19 protein-coding genes are annotated in these 21,762 nt (G+C 72.6%); 10 read left to right on the plus strand and 9 right to left on the minus strand.

Features of this window, described 5'->3' with window-relative positions:
• Nucleotides 1-261: 261 nt before the first annotated feature.
• From NIE111_RS22625 to NIE111_RS22635, 3 genes are all read right to left on the minus strand, one after another.
• Nucleotides 262-1,032, minus strand: a complete 771-nt coding sequence (locus NIE111_RS22625; RefSeq protein WP_238686283.1) for a hypothetical protein — start codon at nucleotides 1,030-1,032, stop codon at nucleotides 262-264.
• Between the two features lie 133 nt (nucleotides 1,033-1,165).
• Nucleotides 1,166-1,588: a hypothetical protein gene (locus tag NIE111_RS22630; RefSeq protein WP_238686284.1), complete on the minus strand. Its 423-nt coding sequence runs from the start codon at nucleotides 1,586-1,588 to the stop codon at nucleotides 1,166-1,168.
• Nucleotides 1,589-1,680: 92 nt separating this feature from the next.
• On the minus strand, nucleotides 1,681-2,982 hold the full coding sequence (locus NIE111_RS22635; protein WP_238686285.1) for an acyltransferase family protein: 1,302 nt from the start codon (nucleotides 2,980-2,982) through the stop codon (nucleotides 1,681-1,683).
• A 299-nt stretch (nucleotides 2,983-3,281) separates the two neighbouring features.
• On the opposite strand from NIE111_RS22635, the gene NIE111_RS22640 reads away from it, so the two are divergent.
• Nucleotides 3,282-4,445, plus strand: coding sequence for a glycosyltransferase family 2 protein (locus NIE111_RS22640; protein WP_238686286.1), 1,164 nt, complete (start codon nucleotides 3,282-3,284; stop codon nucleotides 4,443-4,445).
• A gap of 133 nt (nucleotides 4,446-4,578) precedes the next feature.
• Nucleotides 4,579-5,631, plus strand: a complete 1,053-nt coding sequence (pseI, locus tag NIE111_RS22645) for a pseudaminic acid synthase (protein WP_238686287.1) — start codon at nucleotides 4,579-4,581, stop codon at nucleotides 5,629-5,631.
• Between the two features lie 36 nt (nucleotides 5,632-5,667).
• Here the strand turns inward: pseI and NIE111_RS22650 are convergent, their stop codons facing one another.
• The 4 genes from NIE111_RS22650 to NIE111_RS22665 are packed head-to-tail and all read right to left on the minus strand — an operon-like array spanning nucleotide 5,668 to nucleotide 8,488.
• The gene (locus NIE111_RS22650) at nucleotides 5,668-6,189 is read right to left on the minus strand and encodes a hypothetical protein (protein ID WP_238686288.1); all 522 of its coding nucleotides are present in this window, start codon (nucleotides 6,187-6,189) and stop codon (nucleotides 5,668-5,670) included.
• A 22-nt stretch (nucleotides 6,190-6,211) separates the two neighbouring features.
• Nucleotides 6,212-6,967 carry an SDR family NAD(P)-dependent oxidoreductase gene (locus NIE111_RS22655; protein WP_238686289.1) on the minus strand — a complete coding sequence of 252 codons (756 nt, stop codon included), beginning with the start codon at nucleotides 6,965-6,967 and terminating at the stop codon, nucleotides 6,212-6,214.
• Nucleotides 6,960-8,240: an AMP-binding protein gene (locus NIE111_RS22660; protein ID WP_238686290.1), complete on the minus strand. Its 1,281-nt coding sequence runs from the start codon at nucleotides 8,238-8,240 to the stop codon at nucleotides 6,960-6,962. Before NIE111_RS22660 ends, NIE111_RS22655 begins: the two co-directional genes overlap by 8 nt.
• Entirely contained in the window at nucleotides 8,237-8,488 is a 252-nt protein-coding gene (locus tag NIE111_RS22665; protein WP_238686291.1) for an acyl carrier protein, read from the minus strand. The genes NIE111_RS22660 and NIE111_RS22665 overlap by 4 nt, the downstream gene beginning before the upstream one ends.
• Nucleotides 8,489-8,588: 100 nt before the next feature.
• Between NIE111_RS22665 and NIE111_RS22670 the strand changes: the two genes are divergently transcribed.
• Nucleotides 8,589-9,098 carry a GNAT family N-acetyltransferase gene (locus tag NIE111_RS22670; RefSeq protein ID WP_238686292.1) on the plus strand — a complete coding sequence of 170 codons (510 nt, stop codon included), beginning with the start codon at nucleotides 8,589-8,591 and terminating at the stop codon, nucleotides 9,096-9,098.
• Nucleotides 9,099-9,199: 101 nt separating this feature from the next.
• Here NIE111_RS22670 and NIE111_RS22675 read toward each other — a convergent pair whose 3' ends face one another.
• A complete protein-coding gene (locus NIE111_RS22675) occupies nucleotides 9,200-10,936 on the minus strand; it encodes a hypothetical protein (RefSeq protein WP_238686293.1) in 1,737 nt (578 codons plus the stop codon).
• Between the two features lie 365 nt (nucleotides 10,937-11,301).
• Between NIE111_RS22675 and pseB the strand changes: the two genes are divergently transcribed.
• From pseB to NIE111_RS22710, 7 genes are all read left to right on the plus strand, one after another.
• Nucleotides 11,302-12,282 (plus strand): UDP-N-acetylglucosamine 4,6-dehydratase (inverting), encoded by a 981-nt coding sequence (gene pseB / locus NIE111_RS22680; protein WP_238677116.1) that lies wholly within the window; start codon nucleotides 11,302-11,304, stop codon nucleotides 12,280-12,282.
• The gene (locus NIE111_RS22685; protein WP_238686294.1) at nucleotides 12,282-13,439 is read left to right on the plus strand and encodes a DegT/DnrJ/EryC1/StrS family aminotransferase; all 1,158 of its coding nucleotides are present in this window, start codon (nucleotides 12,282-12,284) and stop codon (nucleotides 13,437-13,439) included. Before pseB ends, NIE111_RS22685 begins: the two co-directional genes overlap by 1 nt.
• A 10-nt stretch (nucleotides 13,440-13,449) precedes the next feature.
• Nucleotides 13,450-14,298, plus strand: coding sequence for a hypothetical protein (locus NIE111_RS22690; RefSeq protein WP_238686295.1), 849 nt, complete (start codon nucleotides 13,450-13,452; stop codon nucleotides 14,296-14,298).
• Complete coding sequence (locus NIE111_RS22695) at nucleotides 14,288-16,117, plus strand: class I SAM-dependent methyltransferase (protein ID WP_238686296.1); 1,830 nt, start codon at nucleotides 14,288-14,290, stop codon at nucleotides 16,115-16,117. Before NIE111_RS22690 ends, NIE111_RS22695 begins: the two co-directional genes overlap by 11 nt.
• Nucleotides 16,114-16,875 (plus strand): cytidylyltransferase domain-containing protein, encoded by a 762-nt coding sequence (locus tag NIE111_RS22700; protein WP_266303131.1) that lies wholly within the window; start codon nucleotides 16,114-16,116, stop codon nucleotides 16,873-16,875. The genes NIE111_RS22695 and NIE111_RS22700 overlap by 4 nt, the downstream gene beginning before the upstream one ends.
• Nucleotides 16,872-17,948 carry a PseG/SpsG family protein gene (locus tag NIE111_RS22705; RefSeq protein ID WP_238686606.1) on the plus strand — a complete coding sequence of 359 codons (1,077 nt, stop codon included), beginning with the start codon at nucleotides 16,872-16,874 and terminating at the stop codon, nucleotides 17,946-17,948. The genes NIE111_RS22700 and NIE111_RS22705 overlap by 4 nt, the downstream gene beginning before the upstream one ends.
• A gap of 66 nt (nucleotides 17,949-18,014) precedes the next feature.
• The gene (locus tag NIE111_RS22710) at nucleotides 18,015-18,650 is read left to right on the plus strand and encodes an alpha-ketoglutarate-dependent dioxygenase AlkB (RefSeq protein ID WP_238686297.1); all 636 of its coding nucleotides are present in this window, start codon (nucleotides 18,015-18,017) and stop codon (nucleotides 18,648-18,650) included.
• A gap of 13 nt (nucleotides 18,651-18,663) precedes the next feature.
• Here NIE111_RS22710 and NIE111_RS22715 read toward each other — a convergent pair whose 3' ends face one another.
• Nucleotides 18,664-21,411 (minus strand): AfsR/SARP family transcriptional regulator, encoded by a 2,748-nt coding sequence (locus NIE111_RS22715; protein ID WP_238686298.1) that lies wholly within the window; start codon nucleotides 21,409-21,411, stop codon nucleotides 18,664-18,666.
• Nucleotides 21,412-21,762: the final 351 nt, after the last annotated feature.

Here is a 21,762-nt window from a genome sequence, read left to right on the forward strand (position 1 = left end):
CCGCACCGGACGGGACGACACTACTGGCGTCTCAACGCCCTGCCAAGCAAGGTTCACCTGCGTAAACCCCAATTGGCGCGACAATTTCTGCGCGTATTGCCGCTGATGTGACTCGATGGGACAACCGGTTACGGTGACGCCTACGGGCGACAACCGGACAGGCCGTAAAGAACGCGGCCACAATCGCGGGAACAATCCCACCGAACGCGCCGGACGTCGGATTTCCCGATTGGGTGACCGGCCTCACATCACGGATTGGGCTCAACCCACCCGGGCCGGGCGCCACAGTGCCACGACGGCGGGACGCAACGCCCCGGCCACGGTGCGGCGCGCGGGGACCAGGATCGGGCGGAGCCGGGCCGCCGCCGCGTACGCCTCCTCGGCGAGGGCACGGGCCGAGGAGGCGGCCAACTCCGCGTCGCGCCAGGCGACCCGCTCACTGTCGGCGGCCACCTGGTAGTCGGCCAGCCGCGCATCGCGGACCACCCGGCTGATCAGCACCTCCTGCTCGACCGGGTGTCGCCGGGGATCCCAGCCGCGCCGGTGCCCGAACACGTCGCCCAGCTGCGCCATGGTCAGGTCGCCCCGCCAGTACGCCGCCATCGCCGCCCGGTGCAGATAGCGTTCCCGGGCGGCGTACTCGGCGGGGGTGTGCGAGGTCTGCGGGGTGGGCAGCGCCCCGGCGTCGGCGAAGCGACGCGCGGCGGTGTCCGCCTCGTCGTACCCGGTCCAGGCCTGCTCCATCTGCTCCTGAGCGGTCAGCCAGGCGGCGCGCCGCCGCTTGGCGGTGATGGCCGCACGGGCCGCGGCGACGGCCACCTCCTCGGCGTAGCGGCGCAGGTCGACGGCCTCGGCGGCGGCCAGCTCCCGACGAGTGGGCCCGGCCGGGAGCGGGTCGTCAGTGGGGAGGTCCCGTTCGGGGCGGGCGGCCAGCACGGTGAGCAGGCCCAGGGTCAGCAGGAACAGCGTCGACCAGATGGCGGCGGCCCGCGGCATCTCGGTCACGAACTGGTAGAAGACGACGGTCTCCATGGTCGGCACCTCGGGGAGAGAGCAGTGCGATGGGGAGCCGCGCCGATCAGCGGGCCACTGTGGGCCACGGGTCGGCGGGTCAGGGAGCGGGTGTGTCGACAGGGCGCTGTGGCGGGACGGTCGTCCCGGTGGCTCAGCGCGCGGGTGGGGCCCGCGAAGCCCGACCGCCCGTACCGTCGACGAGGGGCAGCCGGTCAGATTCGGCCGCGCCGACCGGCAGCACGACGGCCGCCATGGTGCCCTGATCACCGAAGAGCGCCACCGGCGTGTGGACCGACCAGGTCGGGGCCGACTCCTCTGCGGCTTCCGGCGGTGTCGCCGCGGCCGGGCGGGCCGCGCTGGATGCCCAGGAGTGCCGGGAGGAAGCCGCCAGCGACCCGGCGGCGGCCGAGGCCGGCACGGCGCTCGACGTCGGCACCGGGCCGGGTGTTGGCGTGACGGCCGTGGCCGGGCCTGCGCCGAGCGCCAGGGCCGCGACGACGGCGAGGCTGGTCAGCACCCGAGTCGCCCAGCGCGCCACCCACCACAGCGGACAGGTGAACGCGACCGGAAGCACGCCCCAACGCTACCGTCGCGCCGACCCGGGCGCACCGACCACGGGCGTGTCGGATCACGCCGCGCCGACCCCGTTGACCAGGGTGGACGTTGTCAGCGCAGGTCGACGTACGGTGATCGACCGTCAGCCTGACCGACCTCGTCGGCAGGTCCGTCGACAGTGCCGTTGGCGCTGCTTCCGGGATCCCGAGCGTCGCCGTCGCCGGCCTGGCTGGCCCCGTCGGCCCCGTCGCGGGCGCTGCTTCCGGGATCCCGAGCGTCGTCGCCGCCGGCCGCCCGTTGTCGGGGGACGGGCGCCGGACGGGCCGCACGGCGCGGCGCGAGCCGGCGCATCATCGGGGTTTCGACGAAGCGGTGCAGCAGCCCGGCGAGGATCAGGTTCGCCGCCAGGAAGCCGAGCACCACGGCCGGGCCACGCCAGCCCGCGAAGCCGATCCCCCAGGTGCCGCTCCAGCGCAGCACGCTCGTCATCACCAGCACGTGCACCAGGTAGAAGGCGAACGAGACCTCACCGAGCCAGACCAGCGGCCGGGACCGCCACGGCGAGCGCCGACCCCGCACGTCCGCGTCCGCAGCGGCGGTGATCACCAACAGGTACGCGACCGCGAGCAGCGTGGTCCACAACTCGGCACGGATCCACTGCGCTGCCGCCACCCAGGTGACCAGGAAGATCCCGCTGGCCACCCTCAGACCGGGACCGCGCCACAGCCCCCGGCGCATCAACTCGGCAGCCACCGCGCCCAGCCAGAACTCCAGCGACCGTACCGGCGGGAATATCTGGGTGAACCACCAGCGGCTCACCTCCGGCACCAGCTCCTGCGCCGGCCAGAGCGCGAGGATCAGCAGCGGCAGCGCGACGATCAGCGCCCAGAGCAGCTTCGGTCGGGCCCGGCGCAGCAGCGGCAGCGCCAGCGGCAGACACAGGTAGAAGAAGAACTCGCAGGACAGCGACCAGCTGACGGTGTTGATGCTGTAGAACCAACCCGGCCGGGGGTCCCACGCCTGCAACAGCAGCAGGTTCTCCAACGCCGCCGCCGGCAGGACCGGGTCGGCGAACCACCAGGCGACCACCAGCGTCGCCGCGAACAGCACCAGGTGGTTCGGGTAGATCTTGGCGATCCGTCGCCGCCAGAAGGTACGCCGGGAGTCCCCCTCGCGGGCCGACCAGACCAGCACGAAACCGCTGAGGATGAAGAAGAACTGCACCCCGGAGAGGCCGAGGGTGAACAGTGCGTCGATGACGGCCTTGTAGTCCGGCTCGGCGATGATCCGCATGGTGCCGGCGTGGAAGCCGAAGACCAGCAGAGCGGCGATCCACCGCAGTCCGGTCAGCGAGGGCAGCCGGGGCAGGGCCGGTGCGGGCCGGGCGGCCGACGTCGCGGCGACGCTCGTCATGCCGGGATCCCGGCGCTCGGCAGGGTCACCAGCACGGTCGTAGCCTCCTCGTCGCGGCGTCGGACGGCGCGACGGCGACGCCCACGACGACCCGGCAGGGCCGCACCGAGGCACCCTACCGGGTCACTCCCGGGTGAACCGGACGCGTCCCACCCGCCCCACGAGCCCGCGTTCCCCGGGCCGGAAACCGCCCACCGGCCCGGCGTTAACCTTCCGCTCGGCGGGAGTTCAGAGAGTCCACCATCGGCGGCAACGTCAGGTTCCGGGTCCGGCCACCCGGGTCGTCGAAGGTGGCGGACGTGGTCAATGAGCCGACGCACGCACCGCTGCTGAGCATCGTCGTGCCCGTGTACGGCGTCGAGGCGTACCTGTACCAGTGCCTCGAGTCGATCCGGGCCGACATCCCGGCGGGCGAGTCGGACGCGGTCGAGCTGATCGCCGTCGACGACGCCTCCCCGGACGGCTGCGGCGACATGCTCCGCTCGTACGCGGTCAGCCGCGACGGCGTGCGCGTCGTGCACCTGAGCAGCAACGTGGGTCTGGGGCTGGCCCGCAACGCCGGGCTCGACGTCGCCACCGGCCGGTACGTCTGGTTCGTCGACAGCGACGACTGGTTGCCACCTGGCACGATCGCGGCGGTGCTGGACCGGCTGCGCCAGCACCAGCCCGACGTGCTGATGCTCGACCACCTGCGGGTGCACGAGGACGGCCGGCGGGAGATCGACGCGAGCAGCCCGCTGCTGCGTGGGATCACCGGCGTGACCCGGTTGGCCGACCAGCCGCAGCTCCTGCGGGTGCAGCACACCGCCTGGAACAAGGTGGTCCGCCGGGACTTCATGGACGAGTTGGAGCTGCGGTTCTTCCCCGGCTGGTACGAGGACATCCCGTTCAGCCACCCCCTGCTGATCGGGGCCGAGAAGATCTCCGTGCTGGACCGGGTCTGCTACCTGTACCGCCAGGGCCGCCAGGGCGCGATCACCTCCACCCGCAGCGGCCGGCACTTCGACGCCTTCGCCCAGTACGAGCGGCTGATGGACTGGGTCGCCCGAAAGCACCCGGACGAGCGGTTGCAGGCCGAGCTGTTCGAGCTGATGATCAGCCACTACCTGGTGGTGGTGGGCAACGACGGCCGGCTGCACCCACACCTGCGGCGCGACTTCTTCCACCGGGCCACCGCGCACTACCGTCGCTACCTGCCCACCGGCGGCTACCCGCTGCCCCCGGGCGTGGCCGGGCTCAAGCACCGCCTCGTCGGGCGGGGTGACTGGGTGGCGTACTCGGCGCTGCGCCAGGCCCACCGGGTCGCTGGTCGCCTGCGCCGCTCCGGCCCGGTGGGCGGCGCCGACGGCGGTTCGCTCGCCGCCGACGAGGACCCGGGGCGAGGGGCGAGCGCCGAGAAGACGCGCGACGATGGGCTCGCCCCGGAGCGGCGCGACGCGCTGGCCGTCGGCCGCCTGCCGTGATCGACCCCACCACGGAGCACGCCGGTAGCCGGGGCGGCTCCCGGTGCCCTGATTTCCCAGGTCGTCCGCCCGCCGGGTGGACGACGACAGCATCACCGCACCCCGGTGCGGGCGTACCCGAGCAGAGGTCGGAATGACAGCGACAATCAAGATCGGACCGCACGCGGTCGGTGCCGGGGAGCGACCGTTCGTGGTCGCCGAGATGTCCGGCAACCACAACGGCGATCTGAACCGGGCGCTGGCCATCGTCGACGCGGTAGCCGCGAGCGGGGCGCACGCGCTCAAGCTCCAGACGTACCGGCCGGACACCATCACCATCGACGTCGACACCCCGGCGTTCCGAATCTCCAGCGGTCACGAGTTGTGGGGCGGGGAGAACCTGTACCGCCTCTACGAACGCGCGCACACCCCGTACGAGTGGCACGCCCCGATCTTCGAGCGGGCCCGCGAGCGTGGCCTGACCGTCTTCTCGTCCCCGTTCGACGCGACAGCCGTGGAGCTGTTGGAGTCACTGGACGCGCCCGCGTACAAGATCGCCTCGTCGGAGTTGGTCGACCTGCCGCTGATCCGACTGGTGGCCAGCACCGGCAAGCCGATGGTGATCTCCACCGGGATGGCGACGGTCGCCGAGATCGACGCCGCCGTGCGCACCGCCCGGGCCGGGGGCGCGGCGGGCATCGTCCTGCTGGCCTGCACGGCGTCCTACCCGGCCCCGCCGGCCGACAGCAACCTGCGCCGGCTGCCCGTGCTGGCCGGGGCGTTCGACGTGCCGGTCGGGCTCTCCGACCACACCCCCGGCATCGGGGTGGCGGTCGCCTCGGTGGCGCTCGGCGCCTGCTTCATCGAGAAACACGTGACGCTGGACCGGGCCGACGGCGGCGTGGATTCGGACTTCTCCCTGAACCCGGCGGAACTCACGGCCCTGGTCGCCGAGTCCGGCCGCGCGTACGAGGCGCTGGGCGGCACCGCGATCGGACCGACCCCCGCGGAGCGGGAGGGCCTACGGTTCCGCCGATCGCTCTTCGTGGTCGAGGACGTCCGGGCCGGCGATCCGGTAACCGCGCACAACGTCCGCTCGATCCGGCCGGCCGGCGGGCTGGCGCCCGTGGAGATCGACCGGGTCCTGGGCCGCACCTTCACCACCGACGTCCCCCGAGGCACCCCGTTGAGCTGGGACCAGATCTAACCCCACCCCACCCCACCCCACCCCGCGATCTTGCAGTTACTGTCCCGACGAAAGGCGTGTAAGCCGCGATTCGGCGTCAGAAAGTGCAAGATCGCGGGGCGGGAGGGTCGGGGCGAAGCCGACGGTGAGCACCAGGTCGGCCAGCCGGAGGGTCCGCCAGACCGCCGAGCCGGCAGCCGGCGTACCCAGGCCGTGACGCCGCCACCAGGCCGCCACCGGCACGTCGGCCAGCTTGCAGCAGCACTCGGCCCTGGTCCACCGGGCCCAGAAGTCACCCGTGCCGAACCGACGGGCCAGCGCCGGGGGCACCGGGGCGTCGGCGCGTTCCGCGTCGACTGCCACCCGCCAGCCGGGCGCCGGTGGGCCGTACCAGCCGACGCAGCGGCCGTCGTCGAGGTGGCTACGGGTCACCGCGTCGGCCAGGTCGGCGGGGGCGCCGACGCGCAGGTGCCGCTCGGCGGCGGCGAGCAGCCCCGGCACCGGACGCGGCACGGCCCTGCCGCCCGCCCCGGACGACAGGGGCGGCACGGCCGCCCCGCCGTGCCGTGCTGGTCGCATCGGCAGGGCAACCGGCCGCAGGTCAGATGGCGGCGGCACCGTCCACCACGATGACCTGGCCGTTGATGTTGGTGTGCTCCCGCAGCAGCATCCGCACGACAGGGGTGACCTCCACCGGCTCGGTCAGGTGACCGGTCGGGGTGCGGCGCACGATCTGGTCGAGCTGGGTCGGACCGAGCACGGCGGACATCTCCGAGGCGAAGAAGCCGGGCGCCACCGAGTTGACAAGCATCCGGCCGCCCAGTTCACGGGCGAGCGAGCGGGTGGCAGCGTCCATGCCGCCCTTGGTGGCCGAGTACGCGACGAGACCGGGGAAACCGCGTTGCCCGCAGATCGAGGTGATGTTGACGATCCGCCCGCGCAGCCCCTTGGCGAGCATCCGGCGGATCACCAGCCGGGTCAGCTGTAGCGGGGCCGTCAGGTTGGTCTCGATGATCCGGGCGATGTCGTCGGTGGCGGTGTGCGCGTGCAGGGAGTCCTGCCCCATGGCGGCGTTGTTGACGATGCCGTCGATCGGGCCGAGGCGCTGCTCCACCTCCCGGACGAAGCTCTGCGCGGCGCGCAGGTCGGTGACGTCCACCGCACCGACGTGCACCCGGTCGGGGTGCTCGGCGGCGAGCTTCTCCAACTCCGGGGTGATGGTGCGGGCGAACGCGGCCACGCGTACGCCGGCGTCGAGCAGGTCGGTGACGATGGCCAGGCCCAGGCCACGGGAACCACCGGAGACGAGGACCACGGAGCTGGGCGGGACGAGCTGGGTGTCGGCGGGCTCAGACATCGCTCTTCAGGGTCTCCTTGACGGGAATGTCGGTCAGGACGCGAATGCGGCGCGGCACCGCGTGCTCGGGGAGCCGGTCGGCGCACCAGCGGACCAGCGCGGCCTCGTCCGGCACACCGGTGTCCGTGCGGGACGGGTCGGCAGCGGCGAGGACCACCTCGGCCACCACCATCCGCCCGAGCACCGGGGCGCGGCGGCCGGTCACCCGGGCCCAGGCCACCGCCGGATGACCGGCGAGCACGCCGCGGACCACACCGGCGGAGACCTTGCTACCACCGACGTTGATCTCGTCGGAGTCCAGTCGGCCGGTGATCAGCACCCGGCCGTCGAGCACCTGCACCCGGTCCCCGGTGCGGACGGGACCGGCGAGACCGGCCCCGTGGTACGGGGAGGTGACCACCAGCTCGTCGTCGCGGACGGAGAGCGTCGGCCGGCCGGGGGTTTCCCGGTCCAGCCAGTCGACCGGGAAACCGGCCCGCCCGTCGTGCACCACAATGGACGCCCCCACCTCGGACGACGCGTAGATCCAGGAGATCCGGGCCGTCGGGAAGACCTCCCGCAGTTGGTCCAGGATCGCCTGGTCCACCGGTTCCCCGCCGAGGGTGATCTGGCGCAGCGGCACCCGAGCGAGGGCCTCGGCGTCGCGGTAGAGGGTGCGCCGCCAGAAGGTCGGGGTGCCGGAGGCCGCGTCCACCCCGTGGGTGGACGCTACGGTGGGCCAGTCGTCCAACTCGTCGGGCTCGACCACCACCAGGTGCTGGCCGGGCTGGGTCAGCGACAGGGTGACGACCTGCCACCAGGCGTACGTGCCCGGGGCGTACGGGCAGAGCCAGGTCCGGTCGGGCTGGTCGGCCCGCACTGTGGTCAGCGTGTCGAGGGTGTGCCCGACCCGCTTCGGACGCCCCGTGGAGCCCGAGGTCAGTAACCAGAGCCGGCCCGGCTCGGCGGCTCGCGGCCGGGCCGGTGCGCTCGGATGCACGCCGTCGTCGTCGAGGACGCCGACGGTGAACCCGGCCTCCAGCAGCTCGGTGCGCAGCACCGCGTCGACCCGACTCGCGGTGCTGAGCAGCAGCTCGGTGCCGTACACGGCGTGCTGCCGCGCCGCGGTGAGCGCGTGCACGGCCGACCGGGCGAGCACCGCCGCCGGGTCGGGCAGTGTGGGCGTCGGCAGCGAACGCCAGGTCAGCGCGGCGCCACCGACGACGAGCCGGTTGTCGACACCGGCCGGCTCCGGGCTGGCGGGGGTCGGGGGGCGCGACGTCGCGACGGTCACTGGTGTTGAAGCTCGACGAGGAAGTCGAGGACGTCCCCGACGGTGGCGATGCGACGCAGCCCTGGGGCGTCGAAGTTGAGCTCCTCCCCCGTCTCGTCCTCCACCCGCAGGGCAAGCTCGGAGAAGTCGAGCGACCGGAAACCGATCTCCCGCAACTGCGCCGCGTCGTCCGCGGGCAGCTCCTTGTCCTGATTCTTCAGCACCTGAGCCATGAGGTCGCGGATCTGCACGCGACTCAATTCGTTCATGCGCCGCAGTCTACAACCCAACGAATGCATATCTGCTTTCCCGGTAGGCCCGGGTAAGGTGCCGGAACCCGATGTGAACGGCTAGGAAAGCGAGACGCACGTGCTGCGCGAAGCGACGACGGACGACGTTCATCTGATGTTGTCCTGGCGTAATCAGGAAACCAATCGACAGGTCAGCAAGACGAGTCACGAGATCACCGTCGAGGAGCACGCCAGGTGGTGGTCGACGGTCCGCGACGACAGGTCCCGGCGGGTGCTGGTGTACGTCCGCGACGACCGGCCCTGCGGTGTGGTCACCTTCTTCGACCTGCGGTTGGACGGCCCCCGCACCGGCGCCTGGGGCTTCTATCTCGACGCCGACGGGCTGGACGGGCGGGGCGAGACACTGCCGGCCTGGCTGGGGGTCATGCGGGAGGCCGTCGAGTACGCCTTCGACGGGCTGCACCTGGACCGGCTCGACGGCGAGGTGCTCGGCCACAATACCGTCGTACGGCAGATGAACCGACGTTTCCGATTCGTCGAGGGCACCCCGCGACAGGAACTGTCGGACGGCCGGGAAATCACCGTCGTCCCGATTTCCCTGGCTCGGGCGGACCGCCGCCAGCGCTGATTGGCGGACACTTTTCCGTAATGGACGGGAACCATTAACCGACAGTGCTCCCGGTGGACATCCGCCGTTAACGGACAGCGGTGTCCACCGGGCGCGGTGGGTCAGGCGCGCCGCCAGGCCGCCCAGTGCTGCTCCGGGTTGCCGCCGAGTCGGACGAAGCCGTACGCGGCGCCGTTCCAGTCGTCGACCTGGCCGGGCGCCCAGCGGGCGAACACCACCTGCGCCGCGGCCGGCGGCTGCTTGTCGCCGAACCACCGGACGTCGGTCCAGGTCACCTGGTGGCTGAGGTTGAACCGGAGGACGTAGTGCACGCCGGTCGAGGCCCACACCCGCTCACCGGGGCGTACGCCGACGTCGGCCACCCGGGGCGTCGGGGCGGTGCTCTCGGCGGCCGGGCGCACGATCCGTTCGTCGATCACCTGCATCGTGACGAGGTTGACCACCACGAGGGCGCCGAGGATCGGCAGCCGTAGGCGGTGCACCCGGGCCGCGGCGACGAGCAGCACACAGCCGGCGATGCCGACCAGCGACCCGACCACCGGTCGCAGCTCACGCCAGCCCCCGGTCAACGCCACCAGGTCCGGCGCGCTGAAACCGCCGTAGCGCAGCTGGTGGCCCTGGCTGGCCACGTACGCGAGTCGGGCCGCGATCAGCGCGCCGCCACCGACCAGCAGCGCCACCGCGACGGCAGCCCGGCGCAGCACCACCCGCCATCCGGCGGTGAACAGCACCCCCAGCCCGACCAGCAGCCAGAACGGCGCCAGCATCTGCACGTACCGGCCGTAGATCGCGTCCAGCGGCTTGCCGGTGATGCCGGACAGGATCACCGACGCGCCGCCGGCCACCCCGACGGTCACCACCAGCGCCACGCCCATCGTCCAGCGGGCCGCGTCGCCGTGCCGGGGGCGCCACAGTTCGCGGACGGCCCCGGCCCAGGCCACCCCGGCCAGTCCGAACGTGATCACCACGAGGTACCAGAGCTGGGTGGTGACAGCGGCGCTCACCCGGACCACGCCCTGGACGGAGGCGATCGCGTCGAGCGTGCTGCCGCCGGGGGTGCTGCCGAGCAGGTAGACCCTGCCGCCGAGGTAGCGGATGGCGGCCTCGTTGACCAGCGCCATGGCCAGCACCGGCAGCAGCGCCGCGAGCACGACGGGCGGGCTGATCCGACGGCGGACGAACAGCAGCAGGACCAGCCCGGCGTGCACGGCCACGATCACCAGGCCGCGGGAGTGCAGCAGGTGGAACCCGCCGACCAGCAGGCCCACTGTGGCGGCGGCGAGCGGGCCGGGCCGGGTGATCCAACGGTGCACGGCGAGCAGCCAGGCGACCACCAGCGGTGCCATCACCGCGTCGATCATGGCGACGCCCGCGTAGAAGGCGGTGGCCGGCAGGGTCGCCGCCGCGACGGCGCCGAGCAGCGCGTACGAGCGGCGCAGTTCGAACAGGCGGCGACCGAACAGGTACGCCAGCGGCAGCAGCGTGGAGTTCACCATCGCGTTGATCAGCTGGACGATCCGGTAGCTGTCGGTGAAGTCCCGGTCCCCGAGGAACGCCGGCGAGATCAGCATCGGGTAGCCGACCCGGCGCAGCAGGTCGTTCTCGCTGCTGAAGCCCCCCGGGCCGCCGGCCAACGCGCGGGCGGTGTTCAGGTAGCTGTCCTCGTCGGTGTGAGCGATCGGCAGCACGATGTGCCGGGACCACCACATCCGCCAGGCCACGCTGAGCACCCAACCGACGACCAGCAGCAGCGGCACCAGCCAACGTCGGGCGGGTGAGCCGCTCGGCGTCTCGGCCGCCACCACCGGTCGTTCGATCACGTCACTACCGGGTGCCATGAACGCCTCCAGAATTGCCGGCCGGACCGGGCCCGCGCTGATCCGACGGGCCCTCCGGCCGGCGTCGGTGACGCCCGGGGTGGCCCGCTCGCACCGAGCCGGTGTGGATGTCGGGTGAACGGGGGACCCGGCTGCGCGCCGGGCCGCCGGGTCGTTCGCGCGGTCACTGTAACGGCCCGATCCGGCCAGGTCAGCCCACATCCGGGGCGGTCGGAAGTGTTCGCCTACGCGGTGTTCGGCATTCACGGGAGCAGAGGTTGTGGTTCACCCGCGAGCGCCGAGGAGTTAACCCGCCATGGCTAGCGTGTCACCCCGGTCGGCCGGCCCACTGCCGCTCGTTCATCCACCAACACGGGAGCACCACATTGAGTGAGTTGAATGGATCGTCCATTCTGATCACCGGCGGAACTGGTTCCTTCGGCAGGACGTTCCTCCGGCACATCCTCAACGAGGCCGACCCCGCCCGCGTGGTGGTGTTCTCCCGCGACGAGCTCAAGCAGTACGAGCTGCGCCAGCAACTCGGCGACGACCCGCGGTTGCGCTGGTTCATCGGCGACATCCGGGACCGGCACCGCCTCACCCGGGCCATGCACGGCGTCGACCACGTGGTGCACGCCGCCGCGCTGAAGCAGGTGGACACCGCGGAGTACAACCCCTCGGAGTACATCGCCACCAACATCACCGGCTCGCAGCACGTCGTCGACGCGGCGATCGAGGCCGGCGTCAAGAAGGTCATCGCGCTCTCCACCGACAAGGCGTCCAGCCCGATCAACCTGTACGGCGCGACGAAGCTGGTTGGCGACAAGCTGTTCGTCTCGGCCAACCACTACGCCGCCCAGCACCCCACCCGGTTCTCGGTGGTGCGCTACGGCAACGTGGTGGGCAGCCGAGGCTCGGTGGTCCCGCTGTTCCGCCGGCTGGCCGCCGAGGGCAAGAGCCTGCCGATCACCGACAAGCGGATGACCCGCTTCTGGATCACCCTGGACCAGGCCGTGCAGTTCGTCATGGACTCGTTCGACCAGATGCAGGGCGGCGAGCTGTTCGTGCCGCGCATCCCGAGCATGCGCATCCTCGACCTGGTCGAGGCCGTGGCCCCGGACGCCACCACCCACGAGATCGGGATCCGGCCCGGCGAGAAGCTGCACGAGGAGATGATCGCGCCCGACGACAGCCGGCGAACGCTGCGCGCCGACGGCCGGTTCATCGTCCAGCCGACCATCGCCACCTGGGGCTACCAGGCCCCGGTCGACTGCGACCCGGTGCCGGACGGCTTCGCCTACCAGTCGGACACCAACGACGAGTGGCTCACCGTCGAACAGTTGCGCGACATGCTCGGCATCAACTGATGACGGGGATGCTCCCGTACGGCCGGCAGTCGATCAGCGAGGACGACGTCGCCGCCGTCGCCGACGTGCTGCGCGGCGACTGGCTCACCACCGGTCCGCAGGTGGACGCCTTCGAGGCCGACCTCGCCCGGTGGACCGGCGGGGTCGGTGTCGCCGCCGTCTCCAACGGCACCGCGGCGCTGCACGTGGCGTACGCGGCGGCCGGGGTGGGGCCGGGCGACGAGGTGGTCGTCCCGCCGATGACGTTCGTGGCGACCGCCAGCAGCGCTGTCGCCCTCGGCGCGACGATCGTGTTCGCCGACGTCGACGACGAGACGTTCTGCCTCGACCCGGCGGCGGCCGCCGCCGCTGTCACCTCGCGGACGAAGGTCGTCGCCGCTGTCGACTACGCCGGCCACCCCGCCGACTACGACGCGCTGCGCACGTCGGTCGAGGGCAGCGACGCGCTGCTGCTCGCCGACGCGGCGCACTCGATCGGCGGGACGTACCACGGTCGGCCGGTCGGTTCGCTCGCCGACCTGACCACGTTCTCGTTCTTCCCCACGAAGAACCTGACCACCGCCGAGGGCGGTGCCGTCGCGGCGCTGGACCCGGCGCTCCTGAAGCGGGCCCGCCGGTTCCGTGGCGTCGGCGTGGTCCGCGAACGCGACGACCTGCGTTTCCCGGACGAGGGCGGCTGGCACCAGGAGGTGCACGAGTTCGGGCTGAACTACCGGCTGCCGGACGTGCTCTGCGCCCTGGGTCGCAGCCAACTGCGTCGGCTCGGCGAGTTCACGGCCCGCCGCGGCGCCCTGGTCGCCCGCTACGACGAGGCGCTGGCCGACCTGGACGGCGTCCTGCTGCCGCACCGCAGGTCGTGGGCCGACCCGGCCTGGCACCTCTACCCGATCCGGGTGCTCGACGGGCGCCGCCGCGAGGTGTACGACAGGATGCGGGCCGCCGGCATCGGCGTCCAGGTCAACTACATCCCGGTGCACTGGCACCCGGCCTTCGCCGACCTGGGTTACCGGCGCGGGTCCTGCCCGGTGGCCGAGTCGTTCTACGCCCAGCAGCTGTCGCTGCCGCTGTACCCGGGGCTCAGCGACACCGACCAGGACCGCGTCATCGACGCGCTGACCGCCGCGGTGCGGGGCGGTCCGGTGCGTTCCGCCGCCTGATGGGAACCTGATGCACCACGCCAACCACTTCTACGGCCACGCGCACGTACTGGCCCGGTACGCCGGCCTCGGCGACCGGCACCCACCCCGGATCAACGGGTACGTGCAGCACGGCTGGAACATCGGTGACGGCCTGGCCCCCGGCCACCCGTACGCCGAGCTCACCCCCAGCCTGCTCTGGTCGGAGCAGACCCGCCGTCGGGCCTGGTCGGTGGGGCGACGCAACGTTGTCGTCATCGGCGCGCCGTTCAGCTACCTGTTGGCCATGCGCCCCGAGGAACCACCGGCCGAGGAGCGCGAGGGCACCATCTGGTACCCGTTCCACGGCTGGGAGGGTCAACACGTCAAGGGCGACCACCGCAAACTGATCGCCCTCATCAAGGACACCGAACCCGGCCCGGTCACCGTCTGCCTCTACTGGCACGAGTACCGGATGCGCAACGTGCGCCGGCTCTACGAGCGCGCCGGGTTCCGGGTGATCTGCCACGGCTACCGGGGACACTGGTGGAAGGACACCGATCCGGAGTTCCTCGACCGTCAGCTCACCGAGCTGCGCCGTCACCGCCGGGTAGCATCCAACCGGCTGACCAGCGCGATCTTCTACGGCATCGCTGCCGGGTGCGAGCCGGCGGTCTACGGCGACCCGATGATCCTGTCCAACGAGGACCCCACCTTCGGCGGCACCGCTCGGATCCGACGGCAGTGGCCGCAGCTGCACGGCACCACCGTCGACCTGCCCACAGCTGTCGAGATCGCCCGCGCCGAGCTGGGCACCGACCACCGCTGCACGCCGGCCGAGCTTCGCGAGCTGCTCGGTTGGGCGAACCTCCAGGAGGAAGAGGAAGACCGTGACGACTGAGACGGCACCCGTCGACCGGATCACCCTGCCGGGCGGCGAGATGCTGGCCTGGTCGGACCTGCCGCAGGAACGGCTGGCCGACGGTGGGCCGCTCGCCGCGCTGGCCGCACGGTTGGTGCCGCCCGGCGCCCGGGTCCTGGTGGCCGGTCCACACGACCCGGCACTGCTCGACCAGCTCACTCACGCCGAGGTCACCTGCCTGCTGCGCAGCCACCCGGACGCGGTGGCGCTGGCGCACCGGGCCGCCCGCGTGGTGGTGGGTGGCCCGGCCGGGCTGTCCGACGACGAGACGTACGACGTGGTGATCGCGGCTGCCGGGCTGGACCCGGTGGAGTCGGTGGAGGGCACCCGGCTCGGCTGGGACGGTGTGCTGGCGCGACTCGTCGCCGCGGTGCGACCGGGCGGCGCGTTGCTGCTGCGCCTGGACAACCCGTTGGGCCTGCACCGGCTGGTCGACACCAGCCCCTGGTACGCCCGGCGGGACGACTCCGCCTGGGTGATCGGTGGCGTGCTGGACCGCGCCCACCCGGCCAACCGGGACCAACTGCGTGAGCGGCTCGGCGCGGCGGGGCTGCGGCCGGTCGCGTGCTGGGCGGCGTACCCCGGTGTCACCACCCCGACGGCGCTGTTGGACGCCGACCACCTCGACCGGGACGCGGGCTCCGGCCTGTTCGACGCCGTGCTGCACGGCGCCTGCGCCGGGGGTTTCAGCAGCGCCACAGTCCTCCAGGACCCGGCCCGGCTCGCGGTGGACGCCCTGCACGCCGGGCGGGCCGCCGACCTCGCACCGGGCTGGCTGACCCTCGCCCACCGACCCGCCGACCCCACGGACCCGACCACGCCGACCGTCGAGGCGGACCTGCCGGTGGCCCTCGTGCAGACCGGTCGCCCCGGGATCGGCGTGCTGGAGGTGCTGCACGGCCCCTCCGGTTGGCGCTGGGGGCTCATCCCAGCGACCGACGCGACGACGACGCCGGCCGTCGCGCCGTTCGCCAGCCGCGAGGCCGCGTACCGCGACGCGGACGCGCTGTCCGGACCGGTGCCGTCCGGCCGGCTGCTGCGTACTCTGCTGCTCGACGCGGCAGTGCGCCGCGACCTGGCCACCCTGCGCGCGCTGCTGCGCGGTTACGCGGGCTGGCTCGCCGACCAGGCCGACACGGACGGCCGGATCGCCGGGGCGGCTGCGCTGGCCGGCACCGACAACGTGGTGGTCGACGGCGAGCGGTACGCGGTGCTCGACCCCAGCTGGCGGGCCACCGCCGCGCTGCCCGGCGACGTGGTCCTCGCCCGCGGGATGTGGCGCTTCGCCACGGGCCTGCTCACCGGCGGGTACGCCCACCCGTGGTCGTCCACTCTCGACATCGCGGGCCTGACCGTGGTGCTCGGCGGACTCGCCGGCCACGACCTCGACCGCGCGACGGTCAGCGACGCGGTCGAGGTCGAGGCGGCCATCGCCGCCGCGCTGCACGGGCTGGACGCCGGCGCCACTGTCGGCCTCGCCACCGAACTGCACGCCGTCACGCCGACCGACCCGCCGGTCGGCGGGCACAGCTACCAGCAGCTCCGCGAGGCGTGGCTGCGCCAGCGCGAGGAACTCACCCGGTTGGCGGCGCTGACCGCGTGGACCGAGGAGTTGCTCACCTCGCGGGAACGGGCGCTGCGCCGGGCCGAGACAACGATCGGCCTGCTCAGCGGGTCACTCAGCTACCGGGTGGGCCGGCTCGCCATCACCCCGGCCCGGCTGGCCAAGCGGGGTGCCCGCGCCGCCAAACGTCGAGCCACCGCGGCGTTGGCCCCCAAGCAGGAGGAGCAGCAGTGACCGCCGGGGTCGCCACGGACGCCGCCGGGCCACGGATCGTCGGCATCGTGCAGGCGCGCATGGGTTCGTCCCGGCTGCCCGGCAAGGTGCTCCGCCCACTCGCCGGACGGTCCGTTCTGGGCCGGGTCGTACGCGCCGCCTCCGACAGCGGCGTCCTGGCCGACCTGGTCGTCGCCACCAGCACCGACGCGGTCGACGACGCGGTGGCCGCCGAGTGCGCGCGGCTCGACGTGCCGTGCCACCGCGGGCCGGTCGACGACGTGCTGGACCGGTTCGTGGGTGCCCTCGCGGCGCGCCCGGGAGACGCCGTCATGCGCTTCACCGCCGACTGCCCCCTGCTCGACCCGGAGATCATCACACTGGTCGCGTCGGTCTACCGGGCGGTCCCCGGGCTGGACTACGCCAGCACGTCGATCGCCCGGACCCTGCCCCGAGGACTGGACGTCGAGATCATCCGAGCGGAGACGCTGCGCACCCTGGGCCGGGTCGCCACCGACCACCACCGGGTGCACGTCACCTCGTACGCGTACACCCATCCGGAGCTGTTCCGGGTGCTCGGGGTGACGCTCACCCCGGACCGTTCCGCGCTGCGGCTCACCCTCGACACCGAGCGGGACTGGGCGCTGGTCAGCGCGATCATCGACCACTTCGGCGACGTCAGCGTGCCGCTGGCCAAGCTCGCCGACTGGCTCGACGGTCAGCCCCGGCTGCGCGCGCTCAACGCCGACGTACGACAGAAGCACCTGGAGGAGTCCTGAGCACCCTGCGGGTCGGGTTGCGCTGCGACGCCGGGCCACGGCGTGGCGTCGGCCACCTGGTCCGCTGCTTGGCGCTCGCCGAGGAGTTCCTCGCCCGGGGCGCCGACGTCACAGTGTTCGGCGCCGTCGAACGGCTCGACTGGGCAACCGCGGAGCTGGCCGCGCGGGGCATCCCCCTGCTCCCCGGCCCGGACTCGGCGGCCGAACTGGTCGAGGCGGCCCGCCGACACCACCTGGACGTGCTGGTCCTCGACTCCTACGAACTGGACCCCGCCGGGGCCGGCGCCCTACGCGCCGCCGGCGTCTACACCCTCGCCATCATCGACGGCGACAGCCGGGGCCAGGTCGCGGACCTCTACGTCGACCAGAACTTCGGAGCGGAGCTGCCCAGGCCGGGGTCCGTGGCGGCACTACCCGGCCGGCTGCTCGCCGGGAGCGGGTACGCCCTGCTGCGCGACACGGTGATCAGCGCCCGGCCGCCGCTCGCCCCGCCCACCACGGCGGTCAGCCGCCCCCGGGTACTGGCCTTCTTCGGCGGCACCGACGCGGTCGGCGCGGCCCCGCTCCTCACCCGGGTACTGGTGGCCACCGGTCACCCGATGGACCTCACTGTCATCGTCGGGCGACCCGAGATCGAGGCGGAGATCGACGATGTCGCTCCCGGCCGGGGGCAGACCATCCGACCGGTCCCGCCCACCACCTCACTGCCGGCACTGATCACCGAAGCCGACCTCGTGGTCAGCGCCGCCGGCACGTCCACCTGGGAACTCTGCTGCCTCGGCGCACCCAGCGCACTGGTCTGCGTGGTCGACAACCAACGTGAGTCGTACACCCGGGTGGTGCGGCACGGCCTGGCCGCCGGCCTCGGCGAGTTGCCGGAGCTGACCGCCGTCGGCGTCGCCGGACGAGCCACCCGCGCGACGGCGGCGCGGACCCTGCACGGGCTGCTCAGCTCGCCGCAGCGACGCGCGGCCCTCGCCGAGCGGGCCTGGTCCACCGTCGACGGGCAGGGCCGGGCGCGGGTAGTGGACGCGGTGTTCGACGCCGTACGCACCGCCGCCGTCCCCGGCTGACCGCGGCAGGCCAGGCCACGGTCCAGGGCTAGCACGGGTGTACGAAAGTGCTGCTAGGGTGGCTGCATGACGCAGGCCGCCTACCAGCCGTCGATGCTCGACCTGGCCGACGCCGGGCCGACCCTGGGGCCACTGCCCGGCCAGATCCGCCGGCACCAGCTCAGCCGGGGCGCCTGGGTCGACCACCTCCCCGGCTGGGTGCGCGGCTCCGACACCGTCCTCGACACCCTGCTCACCGAGGTGCCCTGGCGTGCCGAACGGCGCACCATGTATGACGCCGAGGTCGACGTGCCCCGCCTGCTCTGCTGGTACGACGCCGCCAGGCCACTCCCCCACCCCGTCCTCACCTCCGCGCGAGCCGCGCTCACCGAGCACTACGCGCCCGAGCTGGGCGAGCCCTTCGTCACCGCCGGCATGTGCCTCTACCGGTCCGGGCGCGACAGCGTGGCCTGGCACGGCGACACCATCGGCCGCTCGGCCCACACCGACACGGTCGTCGCGATCGTCTCCTTCGGAGCACCCCGACCGCTGCTGTTGCGCCCACGCGGCGGTGGCGAGAGCCTGCGCTTCCCGGTGGGCCACGGCGACCTGATCGTCATGGGCGGCTCCTGCCAACGCACCTGGGAACACGCCATCCCCAAGACCACCCGACCTGTTGGCCCCCGGGTGAGCGTCCAGTTCCGCCCCCACAACGTCGCCTGACTCCGGCCCCGCACTAAGAAGAAGCCAGACGTTCAAGGCGATGGCGGACCTCCTCGGCCGCCGGGTCGCCCACGTCCTCGTAGATCCGCGCCGCCAGGCGCCACGCGGCAGCGGCAGCGTTCCGGTCGCCCATCCCTTCCCGGGTGTCCCCGAGTCGGATGAGGGTCTCCGCCTCGTGATACCGGTCCGCGGAGTCGCGGAAGAGTGTGATCGCCTGCTCGTAGCAGTCGGCCGCGCGGTCGCGTTCACCGAGGCGGTCGTAGGCGAAGCCGAGGCTGTCCAACGTCGCTGCCTGACCGTTGCGGTCGTCGGTCCGTCGTTGCTGCTCGAGGGCCTCGGTGCAGCTGGCGATGGCCTGGACGTAGTCGCCGTTGCTGGCGAGCAGCCAACCGATCGCGTTCAGGGTCCGGGCTTCGCCCGCGTGATTGCCGACCTGCCGATAGAGCCGTAGCGCCTCACGACCGTGCGCGAGCGCGTCGTCGAGCCGGCCGTCCAGGTAACAGAGTTCGCAGTAGTTGTGCAGCGTCTGAGCCTGGCCGATCGGGTCGCCGAGACGTTCGTGCAGCTCAAGCGCGCGCTTGAGCCGAGACTCGGCAGTGGTGCGGTCGCCCAGTCGGGTCAGCGCGCGGGACACCAGCCGGTTGGCGACGGCCTGACCGGCAAGGTCGTCGATCTTCTCTGCGGCCCTCAGCGCGACCTCTTGGATGTCGAGCTGGTCCTGCCAGAGGCCACGCGGCGCCACGAAGGCGGTCAGCGCCCAGGCGATCTGCCAAGCGTACGTTTCGAAGCCGTTCTCGGCGGCCTGTCGGACCACCCGGACCAGCACCCGATGCTCCGCCGTGAACCAGGCGAGCGCGCCGTCGTGATCAGTCACCGGCCGCCTGGCGGGTACGGGCAGCGGCGCCACCGGCTCGATCGAGGGCCACTGCGGCTGGAGTAGCCGGGCAGCTGGATAGGCGGCGTGCAGATAGTGGTCGTACAGGCGCTGTCGGGCTGCGACGTGGTCGTCGCCGCGCTCCGACGACTGTGCGAGCTCGGCCGCGTACGCCCGCAGAAGATCATGGAAGGTGAACCGGCCGGGCGCGTGCTCCGCCAGCAGATGGAGCCGGGTCAGCTCCCGCAGGATCGGTGTGACGACAGCGGCAGACACACCGGCGAGCGCCGAGGCCGCAGCGGTGGTCAGGTCCGGGCCCGGATGCAGCCCCAGCAGGGTGAACAGCCGGGCCGCGTCCGCCCCCAGGGCGAGGAACGACCACGAGAAGACGCGCCGGACGTCGCCGTCGGCCAACGCGTCCAGCCTCGCCTCGGCCGAGCACAGTTCGGCGGCGATCGCGCTGAGCGGAAAGGTGGGATGGGTCGCGACGCGCGCCGCCACTATCGACAGCGCCAACGGGAGCCGGCCCGAGGCCTCGATGATGTCGGCCACCGCCACCGACTCGGGAGCGATCCGGCTGACCCCGAGGCGTCTGGCGAGCAGGCTCCTCGACTCCTCCGCCGTGAGCACGTCCAGTGTCAACGGCGTGGCACATTCGGCGGCGATCAGGCCGCCGAGCCGGTCACGGCTGGTCACCACGACCATGCAGCGGCCCGCACCGGGCAGCAGGGCCCGCACCTGGGCGGAGTCGCGAGCGTTGTCCAGCACCAGGAGCATCCGCCGCGAGGCCAACAGGCTGCGGTAGAGACCAGTCCGGGCCTCCATGTCGGAGGGTATCCGGGCGTGGGGCACCCCGAGCGCTTCGAGGAAGCCGGACAGGGCGTCGGGCGGGGACACCACGCCGGCTTCGTCGTAGCCGCGAAGGTTCACATAGAGCTGGCCGTCCGGGAAGCGGTCGGCAACCGAGTGCGCCCAGTGCAACGCCAGGGCCGTCTTGCCGACCCCGGCCATGCCGGACACCACAGAGATGGCGCCGCTCGTCGGGGCCTCAGCCCTGCCACGCAGAAGCCCGTCGAGGCTGGCCAGCTCGGCGCTACGTCCGACGAACTCCGGCACCGCACGCGGCAGTTGCTCGGGGCGCTGGGTGAGCGGCCCCACTGCCGTATCCGGCACCGGCCGGTCCGACCCCGTTGGCGGTTGCGCCGCCAGTCCCGGTCGGTGATGCAGGATGTCGTCGTACAGCGCGACGAGCTCAGGTGCGGGATCGAGGCCAGTCTCCTCCGCTAGCGTCTGCCGGGCCTGCCGGAAAGCATCCAGTGCGCCAGCTACGTCTCCGATGCGGTACAGGCCCACCATCAGCTGGCCCCACGCCCGCTGCCGCAGCGGGTGCCGGTCGAGCAGGCCGCGCAACCGGTGCACGACATCGGCCGACGCGCCGAGGGCCAGCACCGCCTCGGCGTAGTCCTCCTCGACGAGCAGCCGGCGCTCCTCCAACTGCGCCACCCGCCGAGCCAGCGTCGAGCGCAGCGGCAGGTCCGACAGCGGTGCACCACGCCACAGGCGCACCGCGGCCGACAGTTCGGCCTCGGCCCGGTCCAGATCGGAGGCGGCGAGCGCCTCGCGCCCCCGCGCCGCCGCGGCGTCGAACAGGTCCACGTCCCGTTCGCCCGGGCCCACCCGAAGCTGGTAGCCGCCGGCCGCAGCGGTTATCCCGTCCCAGGTCGCCCCATCACCCAGCGACCGCCGCAACCCGCGCACATAGGTGCGCAGATTAGCGGCGGCCGACGCCGGCTCTTCGTCACCCCACAGCATCGCGGTCAACTCGTTGGTGCCGACGACCTCGTTCGGGCGCAGCAACAGGGTCGCCAGCAGGAGACGCTGCTTCACCGAGCCCAGCGGAACCGGCCGGCCGTCGCGGTACACCCGGAACGGGCCAAGGAGTTCGAAACGCAACCAGGGACCTCACCTGTGGGCGCTGCCATGTGCCGCCACGCGTACCACACCCGGACAACCGGGCGAGCAAATGAGCTGTGCGTGAGTTGTGCGGGGGTTGTACCGGCCCCACCGTACCTTCTCCAACGGGGGACCCGGAGCGGTGAGGACGGCAGAACCGTCCTCACCGCCCCATCCACGAGCACCAATCACCTGGCCTGGTCGCACGACGACGGGGCGAGGTCGAACGGGACCGTCTGTCCACACCTGCCGCGAGGTCACCTCGTCTCGTCGTGCCGGGCCTGA

Source organism: Micromonospora hortensis, assembly GCF_022230935.1.
Lineage (GTDB): Bacteria > Actinomycetota > Actinomycetes > Mycobacteriales > Micromonosporaceae > Micromonospora > Micromonospora hortensis.

Bases quoted from the DNA above. Each gene is read 5' to 3' on its own strand.
- NIE111_RS22625 (WP_238686283.1), bottom strand. From the start codon at position 1,032: ATGGAGACCGTCGTCTTCTACCAGTTCGTGACCGAGATGCCGCGGGCC.
- NIE111_RS22635 (WP_238686285.1), bottom strand. From the start codon at position 2,982: ATGACGAGCGTCGCCGCGACGTCGGCCGCCCGGCCCGCACCGGCCCTG.
- pseI (WP_238686287.1), top strand. From the start codon at position 4,579: ATGACAGCGACAATCAAGATCGGACCGCACGCGGTCGGTGCCGGGGAG.
- NIE111_RS22650 (WP_238686288.1), bottom strand. From the start codon at position 6,189: ATGCGACCAGCACGGCACGGCGGGGCGGCCGTGCCGCCCCTGTCGTCC.
- NIE111_RS22655 (WP_238686289.1), bottom strand. From the start codon at position 6,967: ATGTCTGAGCCCGCCGACACCCAGCTCGTCCCGCCCAGCTCCGTGGTC.
- NIE111_RS22665 (WP_238686291.1), bottom strand. From the start codon at position 8,488: ATGAACGAATTGAGTCGCGTGCAGATCCGCGACCTCATGGCTCAGGTG.
- NIE111_RS22675 (WP_238686293.1), bottom strand. From the start codon at position 10,936: ATGGCACCCGGTAGTGACGTGATCGAACGACCGGTGGTGGCGGCCGAG.
- NIE111_RS22685 (WP_238686294.1), top strand. From the start codon at position 12,282: ATGACGGGGATGCTCCCGTACGGCCGGCAGTCGATCAGCGAGGACGAC.
- NIE111_RS22690 (WP_238686295.1), top strand. From the start codon at position 13,450: ATGCACCACGCCAACCACTTCTACGGCCACGCGCACGTACTGGCCCGG.
- NIE111_RS22710 (WP_238686297.1), top strand. From the start codon at position 18,015: ATGACGCAGGCCGCCTACCAGCCGTCGATGCTCGACCTGGCCGACGCC.